This window comes from Silanimonas sp., assembly GCF_044377035.1.
Taxonomy (GTDB): Bacteria; Pseudomonadota; Gammaproteobacteria; order Xanthomonadales; family Xanthomonadaceae; genus Silanimonas.
Window position 1 is genome coordinate 36597 of record NZ_JBILJW010000013.1, and the last position, 23956, is coordinate 60552.

A 23956-nucleotide genomic window follows, 5' to 3' on the forward strand; every position below is an offset into this window, starting at 1 on the left:
ACCCCTGATGCGGCGCTCGATGGCGCCATCGAGCGCATGCTCAAGCATGCCGACCACCATCTGGTGGTCGGCGCGCCCTTAGGGCTGGGCAAGCCGCACCGCGTTCTCAACGCGCTGTGTTCCCGCATCGCCGCCGACGCCAGCCGACGCCTCACGATCCTCAGCGCCCTGTCGCTGTCTCGGCCACGAGCGAAAGCCGGGCTGGAGCGGCGCTTCCTCGCGCCCTTCGTCGAGCGCCACTTCGGCGGCGATTTCGAGGACCCGACATGGTTCCTCGCGCAGCAGCGCGACGCCCTGCCGCCCAACATCGAGGTGCAGGAGTTCTACCTGCCCTCCGGCGCATTGCTGGGCTCGAAGCAGGCCCAGCAGCACTACGCCAGCCTCAACTACACGCACGCGGCGCGCGGCATCGCGGCGCGCGATTGCAACGTCATCGTGCAGGCCGTGGCGCGCGGCCCGGACGGCCGGCTCTCGCTGTCCTGCAATCCCGACCTCACCTTCGACCTGATCGATGCGCTGGCGGCGCGCGGCTTGGCACGCCCGCTGATGGTGGCCGAGGTGCATCCGGACCTGCCCTACATCGAACGCGGCGCTTCGGTCGATGCCGGCTTCTTCGACATCGTCCTAGAACCGGCCCCCCTGCCACCGCTATTCGCCGTACCGCGCCAGCCAGTGTCGCTCGCGGAGTTCGCCATCGGCCTCTACGCCAGCACCCTGGTGAAGGACGGCGGCACGCTGCAGATCGGCATCGGCGCGCTGTCGGATGCGCTGACGCATGCGCTGGTGCTGCGGCACACGCGCAACGCCGACTACCGGCGGATACTCGACGCGCTGTGGCCTGGCGCAGCGACTTCGCTCCTGGTGCGCGCGACCGGCGGTCTCGATCCCTTCGAGCACGGCCTGTTCGGCTGCAGCGAAATGGTGATGGACGGCTTCCGCGTGCTGGCCGAGGCCGGCGTGCTGAAGCGCGCCGTCGTGCCGGATGCCGCTGCGCAAGGGCGGCTCGATGCCGGCACCGCGACGGCAGCGGACATCGCGCTGCGCGAGGCCGAGGGCGAGGTGCTGCACGGCGGTTTCTTCCTCGGCAGCCGCGAGCTCTACCGCTGGCTGCAACGCATCGGCAGCGCCGACAGCGCGTTCCGCCTGCGCATGACGCGCATCAGCGAGATCAACCAGCTCGGTACCGACGACGCCCCGCTGCGGGCCGCCCAGCGCCGACACGCCCGCTTCATCAACACCACGATGATGCAGACGGTACTTGGCGCCGCCGTGTCGGATGGTCTCGCCGACGGCCGCGTGGTCTCCGGCGTGGGCGGGCAGTACAACTTCGTGGCGATGGGCCACGCGCTTCCGGACGCGCGCTCGATCCTGCTGTTCCGCGCCGTGCGCGAAAGCGGCGCCGACGTCTCCAGCTCCCTGCTCTGGCATTACGGGCACACCACCATTCCGCGCCACCTGCGCGACGTCGTCATCAGCGAATACGGCATCGCCGACCTCCGCGACCTGGGCGACGCCGATTGCATCCGCGCGATGCTCGCCATCGGCGATGCCCGCTTCATGCCGTCGCTCGCGGCGAAAGCCGTCGCCGCCGGCAAGCTCGATCGCGCCGATCCGAGCACGTGGGCCCGCAACACCCCCGAGGCGATCGATGCCGCGCTGGCACCGTTTCGCCGCGAAGGCCTGCTGCCCGAGTACCCGATCGGCAGCGACTTCACGCCGGTGGAGCAGGATCTCGTCCGCGCCCTAGGCCGGCTGAAGCGCGACACCGCGACGCGACGCGGAAAGGCCCGCGCACTGTGGGGCGCAGTTTGGCTTGACGAGTCCCGGGCAGAGCCCCGCGAAGACGCCGCCGTCGCCCGCATGGGCTACGACGGCCGCGAGGCGTGGCGCGAAGCGCTGGAGCGGAAACTGCTGCGCGCCGCCCTGAGGGCGACGCGCCCGGACTGATTAGCGCAAGGCTTTCGCCGCCGCCACCACGTGCTCGACGGTGAAGCCGAAGTGCTTCATCAGCACGTCGCCCGGGGCCGACTCGCCGAAGCGGTCGATACCGATCACGGCGCCATCGAGGCCGGCGATCGCGCGCCAGTGCTCGGTGCTGCCGGCTTCGACGACCACGCGCTTGCGGCACCACGCCGGCAGCACGCCCTCGCGGTACTCCAGCGGCTGGCGCTTGAAGGCTTCGAAGCAAGGCATCGAGACCACGCGCGCGGCGATGCCCTCCTCGGCCAGCTTCACCGCGGCGAGGCGGGCCAGCTCCAGCTCCGAACCGGTGCCGACGAGAATCACATCGAATTTGGCGGACGCCGGATCGCTGAGCACATAGCCGCCGCGCGCGATGTCGGCCACCTGCTCGGCCGTGCGCTGCTGGTGGGCGAGGTTCTGGCGCGAGAACACGAGGCTCGACGGACCGTCCACACGCTGCAGCGCGCAGGCCCACGACATCGCCGACTCCACCGCGTCACCCGGACGCCAGACGTCGTGGTTCGGGATCAGCCGGAGCGAGGCGAGGTGCTCGATCGGCTGGTGCGTCGGGCCGTCTTCGCCGAGACCGATCGAATCGTGCGTGTAGACGTGGATCGAGCGCACCGGCAGCAGGGCGCTCATGCGCACCGCGTTGCGGGCGTAGTCGGAGAACACGAGGAAGGTGGCGTCGAACGGAATGAAGCCGCCGTGCAGCGCGAGGCCCGAACCGATCGCGGTCATGCCGAACTCGCGCACGCCGTAGTGGACGTAACGGGCGTCGGCGTCCGTGGTGGTGACGGCCTTCTGGCCCTTCCACGTGGTGAGGTTGGAATGCGCGAGGTCGGCCGAGCCACCCACGAGCTCCGGCAGGCGCGGGGCGAAAGCCTCGATGGCCATCTGCGAAGCCTTGCGCGAGGCCACGACCGGGCCCTCGGCCTGCAGCTTGGCGATGTAGTCCTTGGCGGCCTGCGCGAAATCGGCGGGCAGTTCGCCGGCCATGCGGCGCTCGAACTCGGCGGCCAGTTCCGGATGCGCAGACTTGTACGCGGCGAAGCGGGCGTTCCACGCCGCCTCAGCCTTGGCGCCGCGCTCGCGGGCGTCCCAGGCGCTGCGGATCTCGGCGGGGATCTCGAACGACGCGTGCGGCCACTTCAGGGCCTCGCGGGTCAGGGCGACCTCGTCCTTGCCCAGCGGCGCGCCGTGGCTGCTTTCCTTGCCCTGCTTGTTCGGCGAGCCGAAGCCGATGTGTGTGCGGCAGCAGATCAGGGTCGGGCGGTCGGTTTCAGCCTTGGCCGTGGCGATGGCCTGCTGGATCTCCTCCGGATCATGGCCATCGACGTTCTTGATCACCTGCCAGCCATAGGCTTCGAAGCGCTTGGCGGTGTCGTCGGTGAACCAGCCCTGCACCTCGCCGTCGATGGAGATGCCGTTGTCGTCCCAGAAGGCGATCAGCTTGCCCAGGCCCCAGGTGCCGGCCAGCGAACAAACCTCGTGCGAGATGCCTTCCATCAGGCAGCCGTCGCCGAGGAAGCACCAGGTGAAGTGGTCGACGACGGCGTGATCGCCGCGGTTGAAGCGCTGCGCCAGCAGGCGCTCGGCCAGCGCCATGCCCACGGCGTTGGCGATGCCCTGCCCCAGCGGGCCCGTGGTGGTCTCGATGCCCGGGGTGATGTGGCGCTCCGGATGGCCAGCGGTCTTCGAATGCAGCTGGCGGAAGCGCTTCAGCTCATCGAGCGGCAGGTCGTAGCCGGCGAGGTGCAGCAGCGCGTAGTGCAGCATCGAGCCATGGCCGTTCGACAGGACGAAGCGGTCGCGGTCCGGCCACTTCGGATTCGCCGGATTGTGCGTGTGATGGTCGTTCCACAGCACTTCCGCGATATCGGCCATGCCCATGGGCATGCCGGGGTGGCCCGACTTGGCGGCCTCGACCGCGTCGATGGCAAGGAAACGGACAGCGTTCGCGAGGTCGCGGCGGGCGGGACGGGTCATCGGCAGGCCTGGGCAGGAGGCGGAAAGGGAGGCCGACGACCCCGGGTGGCGAGGCGCGGCCCCCTATTGTCCCACCCCGAGGGCGCGCACGTCGCCCTTGAAGGCTCGGGACGGGGCTGGTAGCGGCCTCAGGCCGCCTTGGCGGCCACGTCCTCCGCAGGGTCCTCCGATTCGCCGCGTGAGACCACGACCGTGCCCACGAGGTCGCCGGTCACGTTCACCGCCGTGCGGCACATGTCGATGAAGCGGTCCACGCCGAGGATCAGGGCGATGCCCTCCGGCGGGATGCCAAACATCACGAGGATCGACGCGATCACAGGCAGCGAGCCGCCCGGCACGCCGGCCGCGCCGATGCCGCCAAGGATGCACATCAGCAGCACCAACACCTGCTGGCCCAAGCCCAGCTCGATGCCGAAGAACTGCGCGAGGAACAGCACCACCACGCCCTCGAACAGCGCCGTGCCGTTCATGTTGGCGGTGGCCCCCAGCGTGCAGACAAAGCGGCCGATGCGCTTGGGCGTGCCCAGCACCTCCTCCGCCACGCGCAGTGTCGTTGGCAGCGTGGCCGAACTCGACGAGGTGGAGAACGCCGTCAGGATCACCGGCTCCGCCTTCTTGAAGAACTCGATCGGATTCATCCGGCCGATGAACCACAGCAGCAGCGGGAACACCACGAACATGTGAACGGCGAGCGCGCCGACGGCCACCGCCACGAACTTGGCCAGCGGCAGCAGGGCCGCGAAACCCTTCAACGCGATGAGGTTGAATATCAGCGCGGCCACCGCATACGGCGCCAGCCGGATCACCGCGTTGATCAGCTTCAGCGTGATGTCGTAGACGCCCTGCAGCGTGCCCACGAAGGTGCGCACGCCCTCGGTCTTCACCGTGGCGGCGCCGATGCCGAACAGCAGCGCGAAGAACATCACGCCGATCAGATTGCCCTCGACGCCCGCCTGCAGCGGATTGCGCGGCACGATCGACAGCAGCACCTGCATCGCCGAGGCCGCCTCGCCACGTTCGACGATGCCCGCCGCCTGCGTCGAAGACTCGGCGATCAGTTTCTGCCCGACCGCCGGATCAATGCCCACGCCCGGCTGGAACACGTTCACGGCGACGAGACCGATCGTCACGGCAATGCCGGTCACGAGCAGGATGAATGCCAGCGTCTTCAGCCCGATGCGCCCGAGCGACTTCGGATCACCGATCTCGACGACGCCCAGCACCAGCGCCGAGAACACCAGCGGCAGCACCAGCATGAACAGCAGGTTGAGGAAGATCGAGCCGACCGGCTGCGTCACCCACTTCAGCGTCGCGGCGAGCCAGGGCAAGGTCTGCTGCACGCCCTCGGCATCGACGACCTGCCCGAACGAGAACGCCAGCCCTCCAGCGACCGCGCCCGCTGCGAAGCCGAGCAGCATCTTCGTGTGCAGGGCCAAGCCCGGCCCCTCCGTTGCGCTACCGACACCCATCGTGATCGCCTCAGCCCGACGTCGGGCGGATCTCGCCCGACTTCAGCTTCGCGAAGTAGCCATCCACTTCCTCGCGCACCACCGGCAGCAGGAGGTACACGCCGATCAGGTTCGGAATGGCCATCAGGAAGATCAGGCCATCGGAAAGATTGATCAGCTGCGCGAGGTCCATCGTGCAGGCGACGACGGCCGCGGCGAGGTACAGGAGGATGTAGCTGTTCGTCACCCAGCGACGCTCACCGGTGAGGTAAGTCGCGGCCTTGGCGCCGTAGTAGGCCCAGGTCAGCATCGTCGAGAACGCGAACAGGAACACCGCCACGGTGAGCACGTAGGGGAACCAGTCGAACACCGTCGCGAAGGCGGTCGAGGTGATGGCCACGCCTTCCATGCCCTCGATCTTCCACGCACCGGTCACCACGACCATCAGCGCCGTCGCGGTGCAGACGATCACCGTGTCGATGAAGGGCTCCCACAGCGCGACGAGGCCCTCGGTGGCGGGGTGCTTGGTCTTCACCGCGGAATGGGCGATGGGCGCGGAACCCAAACCGGCCTCGTTCGAGAACGCCGCACGCTGGAAACCGGCGAGCAAGGCACCAATCACGCCGCCCGCCGCGGCTTCACCGCTGAAGGCGGAGGAAACGATCAACCCGATCGCACCCGGCAGCGCATCGATGTGGACGACAAGCACCGCGCCGCAGCCGACGAGGTACACGAGGATCATGGCGGGGATCAGCTTCTCGGTAACCCGGCCGATGCGGGTGATGCCGCCCAGCACGACGAGGCCCGCTAGCGAGGCGATGCCGATGCCGAAGGCCCAGCCCATGCCTTCCAGCGGGCCGTCCGCGCCGCCGGTGACTTTGTGGAACTGTGCGAAGGCCTGGTTGGCCTGGAACATGGAGCCCGCGCCGATACCGCCGAGCATCGCGCAGACCGCGAACAGCGCGGCCAGCGCCTTGCCGAAGCCCCCCAGCGACCGGTAGCGCTCGGCGATTCCCCGCGACAGGTAGTACATCGGACCGCCGGAGACCGTGCCGTCCGGGTTCTGCTGGCGGTACTTCACGCCGAGGGTGCACTCGGCGAACTTCGTGCTCATGCCGAGCAGGCCGGCCACGATCATCCAGAAGGCGGCACCCGGACCGCCGATCGTGATCGCCAACGCAACGCCGGCGATGTTGCCGAGGCCGACCGTGCCCGAGACCGCCGACGTCAGCGCCTGGAAGTGCGAGACCTCGCCGGGGCTCCCGGGCTCCGCGTAGTGGCCACGCATCAGGCGGAAGCCCTGCATGAAGCCGCGGAAGTTGATGAACCGGAAGTACAGGGTGCACACCACGCCGCCCAGCAGCAGCCAGGCGACGATCAGCGGGATGGCCGTTTCGCCGGCACCGCAAGCCCCGCTCATCGAGTAGGAGAGGCCGTCGCCAACGCAGGCCCGCGAGAAGATCGCACCCCCCACCGCGTTCGCGATCGGTTCCACCGCGCGATTGATCGTTTCATCGAGGCCTGCGGCGGCGATCCCGCCCAGCGCCGTCGCATCCTGCCCCACCACCGGCCCGAAGGCCGCGTCCATCGTCGTCATCCCGTCCTCGGTCCGCTTCCAACACGAAAGGCCGAGGCTAACAGCCGGCTATGTGAACAAATCCTCAGCACGTGTGAGCAATTCGTCACGGGTCTGCGGCTTGCCCACGAGCCAACCCTGCGCGTAGTCACAGCCCAAGCGCTTGAGCACGGCCAACTGGGCCTCGCTCTCGATGCCTTCGACCACGATCGAAGCGTCCAAGGATTTGGCCATCGCCACGATGGTCTCGACGATCGCCATCGACCGCGCGTCGGTCAGCATGTTCTGGACGAAGCCCTGGTCGATCTTGAGGGTGTCGAAGGGCAGCAGGTGCATCTGGGTGAGGTGCGAGTAGCCGGTGCCGAAGTCGTCCAGCGCCACCTTCACCCCGTGGCCATGGCAGAGCGCGATGAACCCCTGCATCAGCACCGGATTCATCGCCTGGCTCTCGGTGATCTCGATCTTGATGCTGCCCCGCGGCAGGCCGGCTGCATCGACGCGCGCGATGACGCGCTCCAGCAAGCCCGACTCGCGCAACTGCCGCGCGCTCACGTTCACGGCGACGAACAGCGGGCGTCCGGCCGCATCGATGAACTCACGCGCGGCGGCGCAGGCGGTGTCGAACACGTATTCGCCGACCGGGACGATCAGCGAGGTCTCCTCGGCAAGCGCGACGAACTCGGCGGGGGAGATCGGGCCGCGCTCCGGATTCGTCCAGCGCACCAAGGCTTCGAAACCGGCGATCCGTCCCTCGGCCACGTGCAGCAGGGGCTGGTATCGGACATCTAGGCCGCCGACGTTCAGTGCCGCGCGCAATTGCGACTCGAGGCGCATCTTGCCGACGCCCGCTGCCTCGTCCGGCACTTCCACGGAAGACGCCTTCGCTGTTCCGCCCTGCAAGGCGGCCAAAGCACTGCGGTAACGTTGCAAGGTGCCCTGCAGCAGGGCACGGATCACCGGATCGGCGCCCTCGATGCGCTCGGCGATCTGGGCGCGGTCCAGCGCGATCAGGCGACAGGCCGACAAGGCGACGGCCGTCGCCGTGCGCGGAGCGGCATCGATCACCGCCATCTCCCCGATGATCGCCCCCGGCCCCAGCAAGGCCAGCACCACCTCGTGGCCGCGCTGCGTCGCACGGATCTCCACCTGGCCCTCGTCGAGGATGAAGGCCGTGGTGGGCGGATCCCCCTCGCGGAAGAGCACCTCTCCGGGCTGCAGTCGGATTTCCGCGCTCATCCCTTGCCTCCGTCATCGCTTGGCGCCACGACCGCACCCTACAACGAAAAACGGGGCCGAAGCCCCGTTTTCCTTCCCGCCCCGTGCGGGGGGCTGGACCGCTCGATCAGCGGGTCGAGCCCGCCACCTGCAGGATGCGCGGGGTGACGAAGATCAGCAGCTCCGCCTTCTCGCTCCTCCGATCGTTGTTGCGGAAGAGGTTGCCGAGGCCCGGGATGTCACCGAGGAAGGGCACCTTCGACAGATCCTCGCGCCTCTCGAACTCGTAGATGCCACCCACCACGACCGTCTGGCCGTTGTTGATCAGGACCGCCGTGTTGACCTCTCGCTTGGTGATCTGCGGGACGCTGCCACCGCCCGGCACCTCGATGAAGCCCGCCACTTCGTCCTTCTTCACGCCAAGTGCGAGGAACACGCGATTGTCCTGCGTAATGGTCGGCGTGACCTTGAGCTCCAGCAGCGCCTCCTTGAACTGCACCGTCGCGGTTTGCTGCCCACCGGCGCCTTGGACGGTAACGTAGCCAATCTCATCGCCCTGCTTGATGATGGCTTCGCGCTGGTTGGCGGTGATGACGCGCGGATTGGCGACAACTTCACCTCGCCCCTCCTCTTGAATGGCCTGCAACTCGATATCGAGATCCAGGCTGTTGCCCAGAATGGTAAAGGCCATCGTAGAAGCGGTGTTGTTCGCGAAACGCGTGTTTAGGATCTGCGTAAAGGCAGGAACGGTCAGCTCGGGCCGCGTGGGGCGCTCACTGGTGAGTCCGTTGTTGAAATCCGCGAGCTCAGCCTGATACAGCGCCAATGCCGCATTGTTCTCCGCAACCTGGTTGAGGTAATTGCGATTGCTCGCGGTATTCCCGGAAGCGATGACGTCGCCCTCCGTTCCGCTGACGCCAAAGCGCGCACCGATTTCGCGGGCGAAGCTCTCCTGCGCAATGACGATTCGGGCCTCGATCAGCACCTGGTCGACCGGCCGATCCAGAACGGCCACCAGATCCTTGATGCCCTGCACCTTCTTGGCGGTGTCCGCCACCAGCAAGGTGTTCGAACGGGTGTCGAAGCTGACGCTGCCGCGCGGCGACAGGAAGCCGCGATCGGCCTCACCACCACCCTGTCCTCCTTGACTGGACTGACCGCCTCCCTGTGCGGTCTTACTACCCTCAGTCAAGAGCGTGGCGATTTCCTCGGCATTGGCATAGTTGATGACAATAATCTCGTTTACCAGCTCCGCCTTGCTTTCCAACGACATTCGGGCAGCCTCGCGCGCCTGCTCGAACGCTGCGATCTCGGCCTGCGGCGCCACCCACACCACGTTGCCGTCGCGACGCTTGTCCAGCGACTTGGCGCGCAGCACCACGTCGAGGGCCTGGTCCCACGGCACGTTGATCAGGCGCAGCGTCAGGTTCCCCTGCACGGTGTCGGCCGCCACGATGTTGAGGCCCGATTCTTCGGCGACCAGCTGCAGGATGGTGCGCACCGGCACGTCCTGGAAATTGAAGGTCACCGGCTTGCCGGCGTAGCGCTGTGGCTCTGCTGCCGCGCCGGCCTGGCCCACCGCCGCGGTGGCCGCGCCCTTCGGCATCACTTCCAGCACGTATTCGTTGCCGGTCTGGTAAGCGCTGGTCTCGAACAGGCCTTCCGTCGCGATCACGATCTGGGTGCCACCGTCCTTCGACGCGGGGTCGAGGCGGGTGACGGGCGTGGCGAAGTCGGTGACGTCGAGACGACGCGCCTGGTCGACCGGCAGCTGGGCGTTCTCGACATCGACGTAGAGACGATCGCCGTCGCGACGCAAGCTGGCCTGAGCGCCTTCCTGGTTGAAGCGGAGGATCACGCGGCCCGAGCCGTCCTCGCCGCGGCGGAAATCGACCGCCGAGACGCGGATGCCAGAATCGAGGCGCTTGGCCGGATCCGGCGAGGCCGCCACCACCGTGGCTGACGAGGCAGCGTTACCCGGTTCGAGGGACAGGACCAGCAGGTTGCCATTGCTGCGGGTCGTGTAGCCCGCGTTGCGGAACAGGTCGACGACAGCGCGCGTGCGGCCACCGGCCTCGACGATCGAGACGGCGGAAGCGGCGCCGGACCCGACGGCGAGTCGACGCGCGTCGAAACCGTTGCCGGTCTCCGGGAAGTCAATGGCGATGCGTGGCGGCACGTCGGTGGTGAACGCGTTCACCGCGCCGACCGGCTGCTCGAATTCGAACGTGATGTCCACCTTGCCGCCGCTGCCGGCCGCATAGCGGACATCCTTCAAGGTGTTGGCCGCTAGGGCCGGGAACGCCGCCGTCCAAAGCAGGCAGGCCGCCAGAGCGGCACGGGCCGCGATTTTCTTCGTGCTCATCTGTGCGCCTTCAGTCGTCGAGGTAGTCATGCGCGTCCCCATCACTTGTCATCCAAGGCCAGACTGGCCTGTCGTTCGAGCCATCCACCGGCACCGTCGGACACCAGCTCGACGATCTCGATGCGCTCGGGAGCAACCGAGGCCACGCGGCCATCGCTCTGCCCCAGGTAGTTGTTCACCCGCACGCGGTACGTGACCTTGTCGGGCGCGAGGACCAGCGCGATCGTGTCCGCACCGGTGCCGATCGTGCCGACCATCTGCAGCGCGTCGAGCGGGAAGGCTTCCAGAGCCTCCTTGCGACGGTTCGGGTCCGGCCGCGGACCCGCAGCATCCCGATTGCCGACCGGCGCGGAGAACGGATCGCGAAGCGTATCCGCGGTGTACTCCACCGGCGGGAACGTGCGAAGCGGCGGCAGCGGGTCAAGCGGCGGCGCCGGGCGGGCCTTCACTTCGGCCACCCAGGCCTCGAGATCGGCCGTACTGCGGCCGCAGCCGGCCAACGCGAAGGCCACGAAGGTAACGAGGCTCATGCGGACGAGCATCTTGTTCATTGCTGACCTCCCTGCGGCACGGCACCACCCTGCGGCACGGAGCCCCCCTGCGGGGTCGCCGCCGCGGATGCGGCTTTCGCGGCGATCTCGGATTCGTCGAGGTAGCGGTAGGTCTTGATGGTGCCCTTGAGACCAAGCGTACCTGGCGGCAAAGCGGGCTCCCCGGCAGCGGGCTCCTTCGGCGCGAGGGAGATGTCGTGGAAGGTCATGATGACCACGCGGGGAAGCGACGCGACACCGCTGACGAACTGGCCGAACTGATGGTACGTGCCGTTCATCTCGAGCGTGATGGGCTGTTCGGCATAGAAATCCTTCAAGACCTCAGCGCCGGGCTGGAACAGCTCGTTGTTGATGCCGGTGGCGCGCGCCGTCTGCGAGATATCGACGATCAGGTCGGGCATCTCCGTCCTCGAGGGCAACTGGCGCAGCATCTGCTTGAGCATCTGCTCCATCTGCTCGAGCTGCGCCTTGAGGGGCTCGAGATTGGCCGCTTTCGCCGCCTCTTTCTCGTAATCCCCGCGCAGCGTCACTTCTTCAGCCTCCAGACCTTCCAAGGTGGTCTGCTTGTCACGGATCACGAGGTACCAGCCGAGGAAGGCGACGAGCAGCGCGGCAAGGACGCCGGCACCGACCTTCGCTTCTTGCGGCCAAGCCCCTGAGTTATTGAAGTCGAGGTTGTTGATGTCGCTGAGTTTGAACTTGCTTTTGGCCATGGTCGGGTCCTCAGGAGGCCTCGGGCGCGGCCGTGGGCGCGCTGCCGGGAGCGGCCGCGGGCGCGTTGGACGGCACGCTGCCACTCGGCGTTGCACCCTCTTCCGCTTCAGCCTCTTCGCTTGTCGAGCGGAGGGTCACGGTCATCTCGAAACCGAAGGGCAGGGAGCGATCCGTCGGAGTCGTCGGCCGAGCGGCGCTCGCCGCCTGCGTGGCATCGCCGGCCTTGATGATGCTCAGCCGGGGGTTGTTGATCAGGCCACTGGCCTCGAGGTTGCGCATGTAGGCACTCACGCGCGACTCGGATTGCGAACGGCCGGCCAAGGTCAGCTCCTGGCCCACCTGCTTGATGGTGACCAGGCGCACGCCGTCGGGGATGGTGCGGACCAGCTCTTCGAAGAGCCGGACGTTCTGCGAGCGATCGGCCTGCAACTCCTCGATGACGTCCTTGCGCTGCAGCAGGCTGGCCTTGCGCGCCTCGACGGTCTCGATCTCTACGTTCTGCGCCACGGCTTCCGCAATGCGCTGCTTGAGCAGGTCGTTGCGCGCCGTTTGCCCTTCGATCTGCCCGTCGTAGTAGGAGGACCCGGCGAACACCAGCGCGACGCCGGCGATCAGCGCGCCGCCGAGCATCGTCGCAAAGTCCTTCTGGCGCTGCTTGCGGCGCTCGGCGCGCCACGGCAAAAGATTGATGCGTGCCATCAGTCGAAGCTCCTCAGGGCCAGGCCGCAGGCGATCATCAAGGAGGGCGCGTCCTGCTGCAGCGCGTGCGCCTGCACGCGCGGGCCGAGGCCCATGTTGGCCAGCGGGTTGGCGACGACCGTCGGGATGCCGAGGTGCTCCTCCACCATGCGGTCGACGCCGGCGATCGAGGCGCAGCCGCCGGCCAGCACGACCTGGTCGACGCGGTTGAACTCGGAGCCGGCATAGAAGAACTGCAGCAGGCGGCTGACCTGCTGGACCATCGCTTCCTTGAAGGGCTCGAGCACTTCCGGCTCGTAGCTCTCCGGCAAGCCGCCCTGGCGCTTGGCGGCACCGGCTTCTTCGTAGCTCATGCCGTAGCGGCGCATGATCTCGTCGGTGAGCTGCTTGCCGCCGAAGACCTGCTCGCGGGCGTAGATGCTGCGGCCGTTGCGGATGACGTTCAGCGTGGTCATCGTCGAGCCGATGTCGACGAGCGCGACGATCGCGTCCTTGCCGACGCCGAGCTGGTCGGCGACGAGCTTGAAGGCGTTCTCCAGCGCGAAGACCTCGACGTCGACGACTTTCGCCGTCAGGCCACCGAGCTCCAGCGCCTGCTGGCGCAGCTCGACGTTCTCGGTGCGCGAGGCGGCGAGGATGACGTGCACGTTCTCCGGGCTGGATGGCACCGGACCCAGAACTTCGAAATCGAGGCTGACTTCGTCGATCGGGAAGGGAATGTAGTTGGCCGCCTCGAGCTGCACCTGGTCTTCCATCGCATCGTCGTCGAGGTCCGCCGACATGCTGATCACCTTGGTGATCACCGCGGCGCCCGACACGGCGACGGAAGCGTGCTTGACCTTGCTGCCGGAACGGTTGAGCGCGCGCTTGATGGCTTCACCCACCGCCTCGACTTCGACGATGTTCTTTTCGACAACGGCATTGGGCGGCAGCGCCTCCACGCCGTAGTGGTCGACCCGGTAACGGTTGCCGACCTGACTGAGCTGGAGCAGCTTCACGGCTGTCGAACTGATGTCGATCCCGACCAGCGGAACCCTGGATGGACTGAACAAACCCATCGGTTTCTCCCCTTCCCACGGGCGCTTACGTGAGATTAATGCGCCGGAACATTAAAAGCAGAAAACTGTGTCAACCGCAACGCCTCCTTAACGCCCCACCCTGCCCGGGGCCGGCCGGACCCCGCCCCAGCGTGGTCCCGCCCCCCCGGTATACTCCGCCCTCCCCGCCTTGAGACACCCCCTGATGCGCCCTTGGTTGCGCTGGTTGCGACGCCTCCTGCTGGCCGGTCTGGCCTTCGGCCTCCTCGGCCTCCTCGCCGTCGGCGCGGTCATCTGGACCGCCTGGCCGCAGCTTCCGGACGTACGTGAGCTGCGCCAGATCGAGCTGCAGCTGCCGCTGTCGATCCATTCCGCCGACGGCAAGCTCATCGCACTGTATGGCGAGACGCGTCGCTACCCGGCGCCCATCGACACCATCCCGGAGCGGGTCAAGCGCGCCTTCCTCGCTGCCGAGGACGCCCGCTTTTATGAACACCAAGGCCTTGATTTCAATGGCATTTTCCGCGCCGTCTGGCTGATCCTCTCGACCGACCGGACGCGCGTACCGGGCGGCAGCACGATCACCCAGCAGGTGGCGCGCGACTTCTACCTGAGCAACGAGTACAGCTACGTCCGCAAGTTCAGGGAGATGCTGCTGGCCATCAAGATGGAGCAGGAGCTGAGCAAGGACGAGATCCTCGAGCTCTACCTGAACAAGATTTTCTTCGGCAACCGTGCCTACGGCGTGGCCGCCGCGGCCGAGTACTACTACGGCAAATCCCTGGACGAACTGACCATCGCCGAGGCCGCCACCCTCGCCGGCATTCCGAAGTTCCCGTCCAGCGCCAACCCGATCAGCAACCCGGCCCGGGCGATGGAGCGCCGGAACTACTACGTGCTGCCGCGGATGCTCGAGCTGGGGATCATCGACCGCGCCGAGTACGAGGCCGCGCTGGCGGAGCCCAACAACGCCAAGCCGCATGAGCCGCCGGTGGAGGTCGACGCGCCCTACGTGGCCGAGATGGTCCGGCAGGCCATGGAGGAGCGCTTCGGCGCCGATGCGCTGACGGGTGGCTACAAGGTGGTGACCACCCTGAAGTCGGCCGACCAGAACGCCGCTGTCGCCTCGGTGCGCAACGGCCTGATCGAGTACGACCAGCGCCATGGCTGGCGGGGTGCCGAAGGCCGCATCGAGGACTTCGCCACCCTCGACGCGGCAGGACTGCGCGGCGCCCTGGCGCGCTTCCCGACGATCCCTGACCTGCAGCGCGCGGTGGTGCAGGAGGTCGACGCCGCCCGCGCGGTGCTGCGCACCGCCGATGAAGCCGCACTGGAGCTCCCGGCCACCGGCCTGCGCTGGACCGGCCGCACGCCGGCCCAGGTGCTGAAGCCCGGCGATGTCGTGCGCTTCCGCCTCGACAAGGACGGCCAGCCGCAGCTGGTGCAACTGCCGCAGGCGCAGGCGGCCCTGGTGTCGCTGGAAGCCGAGACCGGTGCGCTGCGCGCCCTGGTGGGTGGCTTCAGCTTCTCGCAGAACAAGTTCAACCGCGCCACGCAGGCCCAGCGCCAGCCCGGATCGAGCTTCAAGCCCTTCGTTTACTCGGCGGCGTTCGAGCGGGGGTACACGCCGGCGACGATCGTGATGGACGCGCCCGTGGTGTTCCGCGACCGCGCCGGCAACGTGTGGCGCCCGCAGAACGACAAGGAGGACTTCGCCGGCCCGATGCGCCTGCGCGAAGCCATGGTGCAATCGCGCAACCTCGTGTCGGTGCGGCTGCTCGACGCCATCGGCGTGCAGTTCGCCCAGCGCTACATCACGCAGTTCGGCTTCGCGCCGGAAAGCCTGCCGCCGAACCTGTCGATGTCATTGGGCACGTCGTCGCTGACGGTTCTGTCGGTGGCGCGCGGCTACGCGACGTTCGGCAACGGCGGCTACCGCATCGACCCCTGGTTCATCGCCCGTGTCGAGGACCGCAACGGCGTGGTCGTGATGGAGCACCACCCGGCACGCGCCTGCCCGACCTGTGCCGGGCCGGCGGGCGGCACCGCCGCGCAGCCCGCCGTGGTCGACGGCTTCAACTTCGGCGCCGTGGCCGCGCCCGCTGCGCCGGCGACGCCCGCCGCGGACGCCACGGCCGCGACGCCCGGTGCCGATGCCCGCCACGACGTGCCCGGTCCGCCGGAGCAGGCCACGGCCGCACGGGCCATCGACCCGCGCACGGCCTTCCTGGTGCGCTCGCTGCTGCTTGACGTGGTGAACCGGGGCACCGGCACCGCCGCGAAGGTGCTCGGCCGCGCGGACATCGGCGGCAAGACCGGCTCCACCAACGACCACCGCGACGCCTGGTTCTCCGGCCTCGGTGGTGATCTGGCGACGACCGTGTGGGTGGGCAAGGACGATTTCACCCCACTGGGCCGCGGCGAGTACGGCGGCCGCGCCGCGCTGCCGATCTGGATCGGCTACATGGGCGCGGCGCTCAAGGACGTCCCGCTGTCCGACCCGGCGCCGCCGGCCGGCCTGCTGACGGTGACGATCAATCCCGCGACCGGCGGCCTGCTGCCGGATGGCACGCCCGGCGGGCGCACCGACTACGTCAAGACCGAAGACTACGACCGGATGATGGCCAGCGGCTTCGGCGTCGAAACCGGCGAGGTGCAGGAGGAAGCGTTCGACGTGTTCTGAGCAAGGTGCGCCGAAGGCTGGAACGACGAAGCCCCGCGATCGCGGGGCTTCGTCGTTTCCGCCAGTGCGCGGCGCGGGGCCGCGCGACGGGATTCAGCGCTTGTCGAAGGCGACGTAGTCGCGCGGCGTGGCGCCGGTGTAGATCTGGCGCGGACGACCGATCTTCGCTTCCGGATCGACCTGCTGCTCCAGCCAGTGGCTCACCCAGCCCGAGGTGCGAGCCAAGGCGAACATCACCGTGAACATCTCGGTCGGGATGCCCAAGGCCTTGTAGATCAGGCCCGAGTAGAAATCGACGTTCGGGTAGAGCTTGCGCTGCACGAAGTACTCGTCCTTCAGCGCGGCCTCTTCGAGGCGCATCGCGACCTCGAGCATCGGGTCGTCGACACCGAGCTCGGCGAGCACCTTGTGGCACATTTCGCGGATGATCGTGGCGCGCGGGTCAAAGTTCTTGTAAACGCGATGGCCGAAGCCCATCAGGCGGAAGCCCGAGTTCTTGTCCTTCGCCTTCTCGACGGCCTTGGCGACGTCTTCCGGACGGCCGATTTCCTCGAGCATCTTGAGGACGGCCTCGTTCGCACCACCGTGCGCCGGACCCCACAGGGCGGCGATGCCGGCGGCGACGCAGGCGTAGGGATTGGCACCGGTCGAACCGACCAGACGGACGGTCGAGGTCGAGGCGTTCTGCTCGTGGTCGGCGTGCAGGATGAACAGCAGGTCGAGCGCCTTGGCGGCCACCGGCTTGAGCTGCAGCGGCTCGCTCGGCACCTCGAACATCATGTGCAGGAAGCGCGTGGTGTATTCGAGGTTGTTGCGCGGGTAGCGGATCGGCCAGCCGATCGACTGGCGGTAGCAGGCGGCGGCGATCGTCGGCACCTTGGCGATCAGGCGCACGGCGGCAAGACGACGCTGCTCCGGGTCTTCGAGGTCGAGCGTGTCGTGGTAGAAGGCCGAGAGCGAACCGACCATGGCGCAGAGCATGGCCATCGGGTGCGCGTCGTGGCGGAAGCCCCCGAGGAAGGTCTTCATCGCCTCGTGCATCATCGTGTGGTGCGTGACTTCGTGCTCGAAGCCATCGAACTGCTGGCGGGTCGGCAAGTTGCCGTGCATCAGCAGGTAGGCAACTTCGAGGAAGCTCGAATGCTTGGCGAGCTGCTCGATCGGGTAGCCGCGATAAAGCAGCACGCCCTCGTCGCCATCGATGTAGGTCACCGAACTGCGGCAGCTGGCCGTGGCCATGAAGCCGGGGTCGTAGGTGAAGTGGCCGGTGTCCTTGGCCAGCTTGCCGATGTCGACGCAGGGGGCGCCGAGGCTGCCGCGGTGCACCGGCAGGGACACGGTCTTGTCGCCGGCGGTCAGGGTCACGCTGGTGGGTTCGGTCACGTTCGCACTCCTTGGGACAGGGCGCGTGCCGGGACGGCGGCGCGCCGCATGAAGACGGGTTGGACGCGGCGCGTCCCGGTCTTCACAAGTATCGCATAGGGCCCGGAGACGGTGTGCGGGGCACGCGAAGGCCTGCGACCAAAGTCGTAGCCCGGAAACGACGAAGGCCGGCAGAGCCGGCCTTCGGGGTGACGCGACCGCGCGCAGGGCGCGGACGGCGGCTTACTTGCCGTAACGCTTGCGGAAGCGGTCGACGCGGCCTGCCGTATCGAGGATCTGCTTGCTCTTGCCCGTGTAGAACGGATGCGAAGCCGAGGAGATTTCGATCTTGATCAGCGGGTAGGTCTCGCCGTCTTCCCACTTGACCGTCTCCTTGGAGGCGAGCGTCGAGCGGGTGAGGAACGAGAAGTTCGAGGTCACGTCCTGGAACACGACCGGCTGGTAGTTCGGGTGAATGCCATCTTTCATAGCGGGTCCCAGAAGCGTCGAAACGAGGAAAGAGGGGGATTGTAGCGGCGCCCACCAGCCCGGAGCAAGCCCTAGGCCCAGACCCGTTCAGGCGGAGGGATCAGGCCAGAGCGAGGCGCAGCCAATGGCGGAACCGCTCGGGCTGCAGGCCGGCGAGGATGCGCGCCTTCGCCGGACGCCCGGAGCGGCCGGCCCAATCGACGATGGTCGCGCCGCGCGCCAGGCGCCCGCCGGTCTCGACTTCGATGGCGTGGCGATGCCAGCCGGTCGCGGCCTCGGGTTCGAGGGCAGCGGCCATGGCGAGCCCGTCGGCCGAATGCCAGTGCGTGCCGCGCCGTCCTTCCGACCATTCCCGCGTGCGCTGGGAGATGGCCTTGTAGAAGGCGGCCTTCGGCGCCGGGGCATCCAGCCACTGCTCGACGTCGACGTGCGGCAGGCCATGGCGCAGCACCGCCTCCCAATCGACCAGATCGAAGGCCGGGAAGGCCTCGAAGACGACGTGCGCCGCTTCCGGATCGAAAGCGATGTTGAACTCGGCGCTCACCGACGTGTTGCCCTGCCCCGTCACGGCGCCACCCATCACCACGAGACGGCCGATGCGCGAAGGCAAGGTCGGGTCGAGGCGCAGTCCCAGCGCAAGATTGGTCAGCGGCCCGAGGCAGACGAGCAGCAGGCCCGGGTGCGAGTGGCTTAAGCGGATCATCGCCAGCGCGGCGTGCTCGGTTTCGGCCGCGCGCGTCGGAGCGAGGTAACTGGTGTCGCCGAAGCCGTCGCGGCCGTGCACGTAGGCGGCGTCCTCGGCGGGGAACACCAGCGGCACCGCGCAGCCCGGATACACCGGCACCTCGACGCCGGCCACTTCGCACAGCTTCAGCGCGTTGCGAACGGTGTGTTCGAGGCCCACGTTGCCGGCGGTGATCGTCAAGCCGAGCACCTCGTGGGCGGGGCTGGCGAAAGCCATCAACAGCGCCCAGGCATCGTCCACGCCCGGGTCGGTGTCGATCAGCAGCGGAATGCGGTCGGTGACGGACATCGGCAAAGCGCTCGGGGCGGACAACGGGCCGGCAGTGTGCCGCGACCGGCGGCAAGGCGCATCAGGCCGAGGCGTAGCGCGCGGCGCTGCCCACCCAGCGGGCGATGACGGCCTCGGCGATGGCCGGCGACTCGGCCAGCAGCGCATCGGCGAGCGCGGCCACCTGCGGCAGCAGGCGGGCATCGCGGGCGAGATCGGCGATGCGGAACGCGGCGAGGCCGGTCTGGCGCGTGCCGAGCAATTCGCCGGGGCCTCTCAGCTCCAGGTCTTTCTCGGCGATGACGAAACCGTCGTTGCTCCGACGCATCACGTCGAGACGTTCGCGCGCGATCCCGCCCAGCGGCGACTGGTACAGCAGCACGCAGCTCGACGCGGCGCTGCCCCGCCCCACCCGGCCACGAAGCTGGTGCAGCTGGGCCAGGCCGAGACGCTCGGCGTTCTCGATCACCATCAGGCTGGCATTCGGCACGTCGACGCCGACCTCGATCACCGTGGTGGCCACGAGCAATTGCAGCTCCCCGGCCTTGAAGCGACGCATCGTGTCCTGTTTCTCGACGGGCTTCATGCGCCCATGAAGCAGGGCCACGCGAAGCTCCGGCAGCGCTTCGGAGAGCTGCTCGAAGGTCGTCTGCGCGGCCTGCGCCTCGATCTCCTCGCTGTCTTCGATCAGTGGACAGACCCAGTAGGCCTGCCGGCCTTCCGCACAAGCCTTGCGAACACGCTCGACCAGCTCGGGGCGCCGCTCAGCGGCGACGGCCACCGTGGTGACCGGCGTGCGGCCCGGAGGCAACTCATCGATCACCGAGAGATCGAGGTCGGCATAGGCCGTCATCGCCAGCGTGCGCGGGATCGGCGTGGCCGTCATGACCAGCTGGTGAGGCACGCGTTCGCCCTCGAGGCCTTTGTCGCGCAGGGCGAGGCGCTGGTGCACGCCGAAACGATGCTGCTCGTCGACGATGACAAGGCCGAGCTTGGCGAAGGCGACGCCGCCCTGCATCAGTGCATGCGTGCCCACCACGACCTGGGCCGTGCCATCCGCGATCGCGACCAGCGTCTCGCGCCGCGCCTTGCCGGTGACCTTCCCGGCCAGCCAGCAAACGCGCACGCCGTGCGGTTCGAACCATCGATGGAAGTTCTGCAGATGCTGTTCGGCGAGCAGTTCGGTCGGGGCCATCAGCGCGACCTGCCGGCCCGCCGCGACGGCCTGCATGGCGGCCAGCGCGGCGACGACGGTCTTGCCGCTACCGACATCGCCCTGCACGAGCCGCAGCATGGGCGCGCCCTCGGCGAGGTCGCGTTCGACCTCGGTCAGCACGCGCTGCTGAGCGCCCGTCAATGCAAACGGCAGTGTGGCGCGAAGGGCGTCGACCGGCGCGCGCGCGGCCGGCAGCGGGAACGCCCCATGCTCGCGCAAGGCGATGCGCTGGCGACGCAGGCTGAGGCCATGCGCGAGCAGCTCTTCGAACGCCAGCCGCTGCTGCGCCGGATGCGTGCCCGACATCAAGGCGCCCACATCCGCATCGACCGGCGGCCGGTGCACGGTGAGCAAGGCCTCGCGGAGGCCGGGCAAGGCGAGCCCGGCCCACGCCGCCACCGGCACCAGTTCCAGCGCCGCCGCATCGGGCAACTGGTCCAGCGCCAGCCGCACCAGCTTCGCCATCGAACCCGGGCCGAGGCCTTCGACCAGCGGATAGACCGGGTCGAGGCGATCGCTGAGCGCCGCGCCCTCGTCGTCGCCGAGCACGCGATAGCTGGGGTGGATGATTTCCCAGCCGTTCTGGCCGGGCCGCACCTCGCCGAACACGCGCACGCGGCGCCCGGGCTGGAAGGCCTGCACTTGCTGGCTGCGGAAGTGGAAGAAGCGCAGGCCCAGCAGCGAACCCTCGTCGTCGCCCAGCGTCACCTTCAGCATCGGACGGCCGCGGAACAGACGCTCGACGTGGCGCACGCGGCCTTCCGCCTGCAGCGCGGGGCCGGGGCGCAGATCGCGGATGGGCGTGAGCCGCGTGCGGTCTTCGTAGCGAAGCGGCAGCAGGAACCAGAGGTCCTGCAAGGTCTGGATGCCGCGCTCGGCCAGCTTCGCGGCCACGGCCGGGCCGACGCCGGGCAGCCGCGTCACCGGCGCGTCGCCTCCTGCCAGCGCGGGCGCCGGCGCGGCCGTGCGCGGCATCGGTCAGTCGAGGATCAGGATGCCGTCGACTTCCACTTCGGCGCCCTTCGGCAGGCCCGCGACCTGGATGGTCGAGCGCGCCGGATACGGTGCCTGGAAGTACTCGGCCATCACCGCATTGACGGTGGCGAAGTGCGAGAGGTCGGTGAGATAGATACCGATGCGCACCAGCTTGTCGAGGTCGCCGCCGGCGGCCTGGCAGACCGCACGCAGATTGTCGAACACGCGGCGCGTCTGCACGGCGATATCGCCGCCGACCAGATCCATCGTCTTCGGATCGAGCGGAATCTGGCCCGAGAGGTACACCGTGTTGCCGGAGCGCACGGCCTGCGAATACGGGCCGATGGCGGCGGGGGCGTTCGGGCTGGTGATCGGCGTGCGGGACATGGCGGGCCTCGTCGAAGGAGGCCCGTAGCTTACAGCCGACGCACCACGTGCACGACCTGCAGGCGGCGCACGCGGCGCATCACTTCGGCGAGGTGGTCGACGTCGCGCACCTCGATGCCGAACTCCATGATCGACAGGTTGACGTCGCGCTCCCGGTACTCGACCGAATCGATGTTGGAATCGCTTTCGGCGATGGCCGCGGCCACCTGCGCGAGGGCGCCGGGGCGGTTGTCCACCTCGACCCGCACGGCGACGAGGAAATCGCCCTTGACGTCGCGGTCCCAGTCCATGACGAGGCAGCGCTCCGGCGTGCGCGCGAAGGCCTCGACGTTCGGACAGTCGCGACGATGAACAACAATCCCCTTGCCGGCCGAGAGGTAACCCATGATCGGATCGCCCGGCAGCGGATGGCAGCAGGTGGCGAAGGTCAACACGCCGCGTTCGCTGCCGTTGATCAGCAGACGTTCCGGGCTGGCCGGCGTCGTGGCGCCGCCCTTGGCCGCGACGAGCGCTTGGGCGACCTGCGCCGGCATGCGGTTGCCGAGCGCGATATCGGCCAGCAGGGCCTCGAGGCGCGGGTAGCGGTGCTCCGCCAGGTACTTCTCGATGCGCTTGCCCGACACCCGCTCGAGGGAGCTCTCGAGCCCCTCCAGCGCGCGGTCGAGCATGCGATGGCCGAGGCTCACCGCGTCCTCGTGCTGGAGCTTCTTGAGGTTGGAGCGGATCGCGGTGCGCGCCTTCGAGGTGACGACGAACTCCAGCCACTGCGGACGCGGCGCTGCGGACGGGGCGGTCACGATCTCGACGTTCTGGCCGCTCTGCAAGCGCGTGTGCAGCGGCACCATCTTCTTGTCGACGCGGGCGGTCACCGCCCGGTCGCCGATGCTGGTGTGCACCGCGTAGGCGAAGTCGAGGGCGGTGGCGTTGCGCGGCAGGGCGAGGATGTCGCCCTTCGGCGTGAACAGGTAGACCTCGGCCGGGAACAGGTCGACCTTGACGTTCTCGACGAACTCCAGCGACGAGGACGTCACCGACTGCTCGCTGGTCATCAGGCCGCGGATCCAGTCCTGCGCCCGCGCTTGCGCACTGCTGGCGCCGGTGGCCTGCGTGTTCGCCTTGTAGGCCCAGTGCGCCGCGATGCCTCGCTCGGCGATCATGTCCATCTCCTCGGTGCGGATCTGGACCTCGATCGGCGAGCCATGCGTGCTGAACAGCACGGTGTGCAGGCTCTGGTAGCCGTTGGCCTTGGGGATGGCAATGAAATCGCGGAAGCGAGCTTCCAGGGGCTTGTAGAGCGCGTGCACGGCACCGAGCGCGTGGTAGCACTGCATCACCCGCTGCACGACGACGCGGAAGCCGAAGACATCCAGCACCTGCTCGAGCGTCTTGTGCTCGCTGCGCATCTTCGAATAGATGCTCCAGGGCGACTTCACGCGGCCGACGATGCGGAACGGCAGACCCTCCAGCGAGAGCCGCTGCGCGATCTTCGCTTCGATCGTCGTCATGGCTTCGCGACGCATCACCGGCTGGCTCGCGAGGCGCCGCGCGATGACGGAATAGCGGCGCGGGTGCAGGGCCTTGAAGCCCAGATCCTGCAGCTCGGCCTTGAACTTGTTCATGCCGAGGCGCTGCGCGATCGGGGCATAGATCTCGAGGGTCTCGCGGGCGATGCGGCGGCGCGATTCGTCGGCCATCGAATCGAGCGTCCGCATGTTGTGCAGGCGGTCGGACAACTTGATGAGGATGACGCGGAGGTCCGTCGCCATCGCCAGCATCATCTTTCGGAAGCTCTCGGCGGCCGCTTCCTGCCGGCTGGCGAAGCGGATCTTGTCGAGCTTCGTCACCGCGTCGACGAGCGCGGCCACCGGCTCGCCGAATGCCTGCACGATCTCGGTGCGCGGCAACGGCGTGTCTTCGAGCGTGTCGTGGAGGATGGCGGCACAGAGCGTCTCCCAGTCGACGCGCAGCTCGGCGAGGATGCCGGCGACGGCGACAGGATGCGTGATGTAGGCCTCGCCGCTTTTTCGCACCTGGCCATCGTGGGCGTGGGCGCCCATGACATAGGCGGCGCGGACGCGGGCGATCTGCTCGGGCGGGAGGTAGTCAGCCAGTTTCGCGGCCAGCGCGTCGACCTGCTCCGGACAGGGGTCCGGCGCGGTCGGGGCGGCTTGTGCGGGCGCAGCGCTGGCACTCATGCCCTGAATGTAAGGGCCGGCCCCGGGGGCGGCAACACCGCGGAAACGACAAGGCCCGCCGGAGCGGGCCTCGGTTCACGC

Annotated in this window: 17 protein-coding genes; 2 read left to right on the plus strand and 15 right to left on the minus strand. The window is 68.3% G+C overall.

Going from position 1 to position 23956, the window contains the following annotated elements; genetic code table 11:
- The first annotated feature begins 36 nt into the window (after positions 1-36).
- On the plus strand, positions 37-1947 hold the full coding sequence (locus ACIQ6S_RS08865; protein WP_397608092.1) for an acetyl-CoA hydrolase/transferase C-terminal domain-containing protein: 1911 nt from the start codon (positions 37-39) through the stop codon (positions 1945-1947).
- Here ACIQ6S_RS08865 and tkt read toward each other — a convergent pair whose 3' ends face one another.
- The 9 genes from tkt to ACIQ6S_RS08910 all read right to left on the minus strand — a co-directional run bounded on the left by tkt (position 1948) and on the right by ACIQ6S_RS08910 (position 13577).
- Positions 1948-3951 carry a transketolase gene (gene tkt / locus ACIQ6S_RS08870; protein ID WP_397608042.1) on the minus strand — a complete coding sequence of 668 codons (2004 nt, stop codon included), beginning with the start codon at positions 3949-3951 and terminating at the stop codon, positions 1948-1950. It lies immediately after the preceding gene.
- 128 nt (positions 3952-4079) lie between these two features.
- Positions 4080-5420, minus strand: a complete 1341-nt coding sequence (locus ACIQ6S_RS08875; protein ID WP_397608043.1) for a dicarboxylate/amino acid:cation symporter — start codon at positions 5418-5420, stop codon at positions 4080-4082.
- A gap of 10 nt (positions 5421-5430) precedes the next feature.
- Entirely contained in the window at positions 5431-6996 is a 1566-nt protein-coding gene (locus ACIQ6S_RS08880; protein WP_397608044.1) for an alanine/glycine:cation symporter family protein, read from the minus strand.
- A 48-nt stretch (positions 6997-7044) separates the two neighbouring features.
- A complete protein-coding gene (locus ACIQ6S_RS08885) occupies positions 7045-8211 on the minus strand; it encodes an EAL domain-containing protein (protein ID WP_397608045.1) in 1167 nt (388 codons plus the stop codon).
- Positions 8212-8317: 106 nt separating this feature from the next.
- Positions 8318-10555 (minus strand): type IV pilus secretin PilQ, encoded by a 2238-nt coding sequence (gene pilQ / locus ACIQ6S_RS08890; RefSeq protein WP_397608046.1) that lies wholly within the window; start codon positions 10553-10555, stop codon positions 8318-8320.
- Between the two features lie 41 nt (positions 10556-10596).
- Entirely contained in the window at positions 10597-11085 is a 489-nt protein-coding gene (locus tag ACIQ6S_RS08895) for a pilus assembly protein PilP (protein ID WP_397608093.1), read from the minus strand.
- A gap of 17 nt (positions 11086-11102) precedes the next feature.
- Positions 11103-11819, minus strand: coding sequence for a type 4a pilus biogenesis protein PilO (locus tag ACIQ6S_RS08900; protein ID WP_397608047.1), 717 nt, complete (start codon positions 11817-11819; stop codon positions 11103-11105).
- Between the two features lie 10 nt (positions 11820-11829).
- A complete protein-coding gene (locus tag ACIQ6S_RS08905; RefSeq protein ID WP_397608048.1) occupies positions 11830-12519 on the minus strand; it encodes a PilN domain-containing protein in 690 nt (229 codons plus the stop codon).
- On the minus strand, positions 12519-13577 hold the full coding sequence (locus ACIQ6S_RS08910) for a pilus assembly protein PilM (protein WP_397608049.1): 1059 nt from the start codon (positions 13575-13577) through the stop codon (positions 12519-12521). The genes ACIQ6S_RS08905 and ACIQ6S_RS08910 overlap by 1 nt, the downstream gene beginning before the upstream one ends.
- A 184-nt stretch (positions 13578-13761) precedes the next feature.
- Between ACIQ6S_RS08910 and ACIQ6S_RS08915 the strand changes: the two genes are divergently transcribed.
- On the plus strand, positions 13762-16239 hold the full coding sequence (locus tag ACIQ6S_RS08915) for a penicillin-binding protein 1A (RefSeq protein WP_397608050.1): 2478 nt from the start codon (positions 13762-13764) through the stop codon (positions 16237-16239).
- 93 nt (positions 16240-16332) lie between these two features.
- Here ACIQ6S_RS08915 and ACIQ6S_RS08920 read toward each other — a convergent pair whose 3' ends face one another.
- The 6 genes from ACIQ6S_RS08920 to ACIQ6S_RS08945 all read right to left on the minus strand — a co-directional run bounded on the left by ACIQ6S_RS08920 (position 16333) and on the right by ACIQ6S_RS08945 (position 23875).
- A complete protein-coding gene (locus ACIQ6S_RS08920; RefSeq protein ID WP_297867478.1) occupies positions 16333-17622 on the minus strand; it encodes a citrate synthase in 1290 nt (429 codons plus the stop codon).
- Between the two features lie 222 nt (positions 17623-17844).
- Entirely contained in the window at positions 17845-18090 is a 246-nt protein-coding gene (locus ACIQ6S_RS08925; protein ID WP_297867477.1) for a type B 50S ribosomal protein L31, read from the minus strand.
- 100 nt (positions 18091-18190) lie between these two features.
- Positions 18191-19123 (minus strand): nucleoside hydrolase, encoded by a 933-nt coding sequence (locus ACIQ6S_RS08930; protein WP_397608051.1) that lies wholly within the window; start codon positions 19121-19123, stop codon positions 18191-18193.
- A 61-nt stretch (positions 19124-19184) separates the two neighbouring features.
- Positions 19185-21293 carry an ATP-dependent DNA helicase RecG gene (gene recG, locus ACIQ6S_RS08935; protein WP_397608052.1) on the minus strand — a complete coding sequence of 703 codons (2109 nt, stop codon included), beginning with the start codon at positions 21291-21293 and terminating at the stop codon, positions 19185-19187.
- Positions 21294-21296: 3 nt separating this feature from the next.
- Positions 21297-21680, minus strand: coding sequence for a RidA family protein (locus ACIQ6S_RS08940; protein WP_297867474.1), 384 nt, complete (start codon positions 21678-21680; stop codon positions 21297-21299).
- Positions 21681-21709: 29 nt separating this feature from the next.
- Positions 21710-23875 (minus strand): RelA/SpoT family protein, encoded by a 2166-nt coding sequence (locus ACIQ6S_RS08945; RefSeq protein WP_397608053.1) that lies wholly within the window; start codon positions 23873-23875, stop codon positions 21710-21712.
- Positions 23876-23956: the final 81 nt, after the last annotated feature.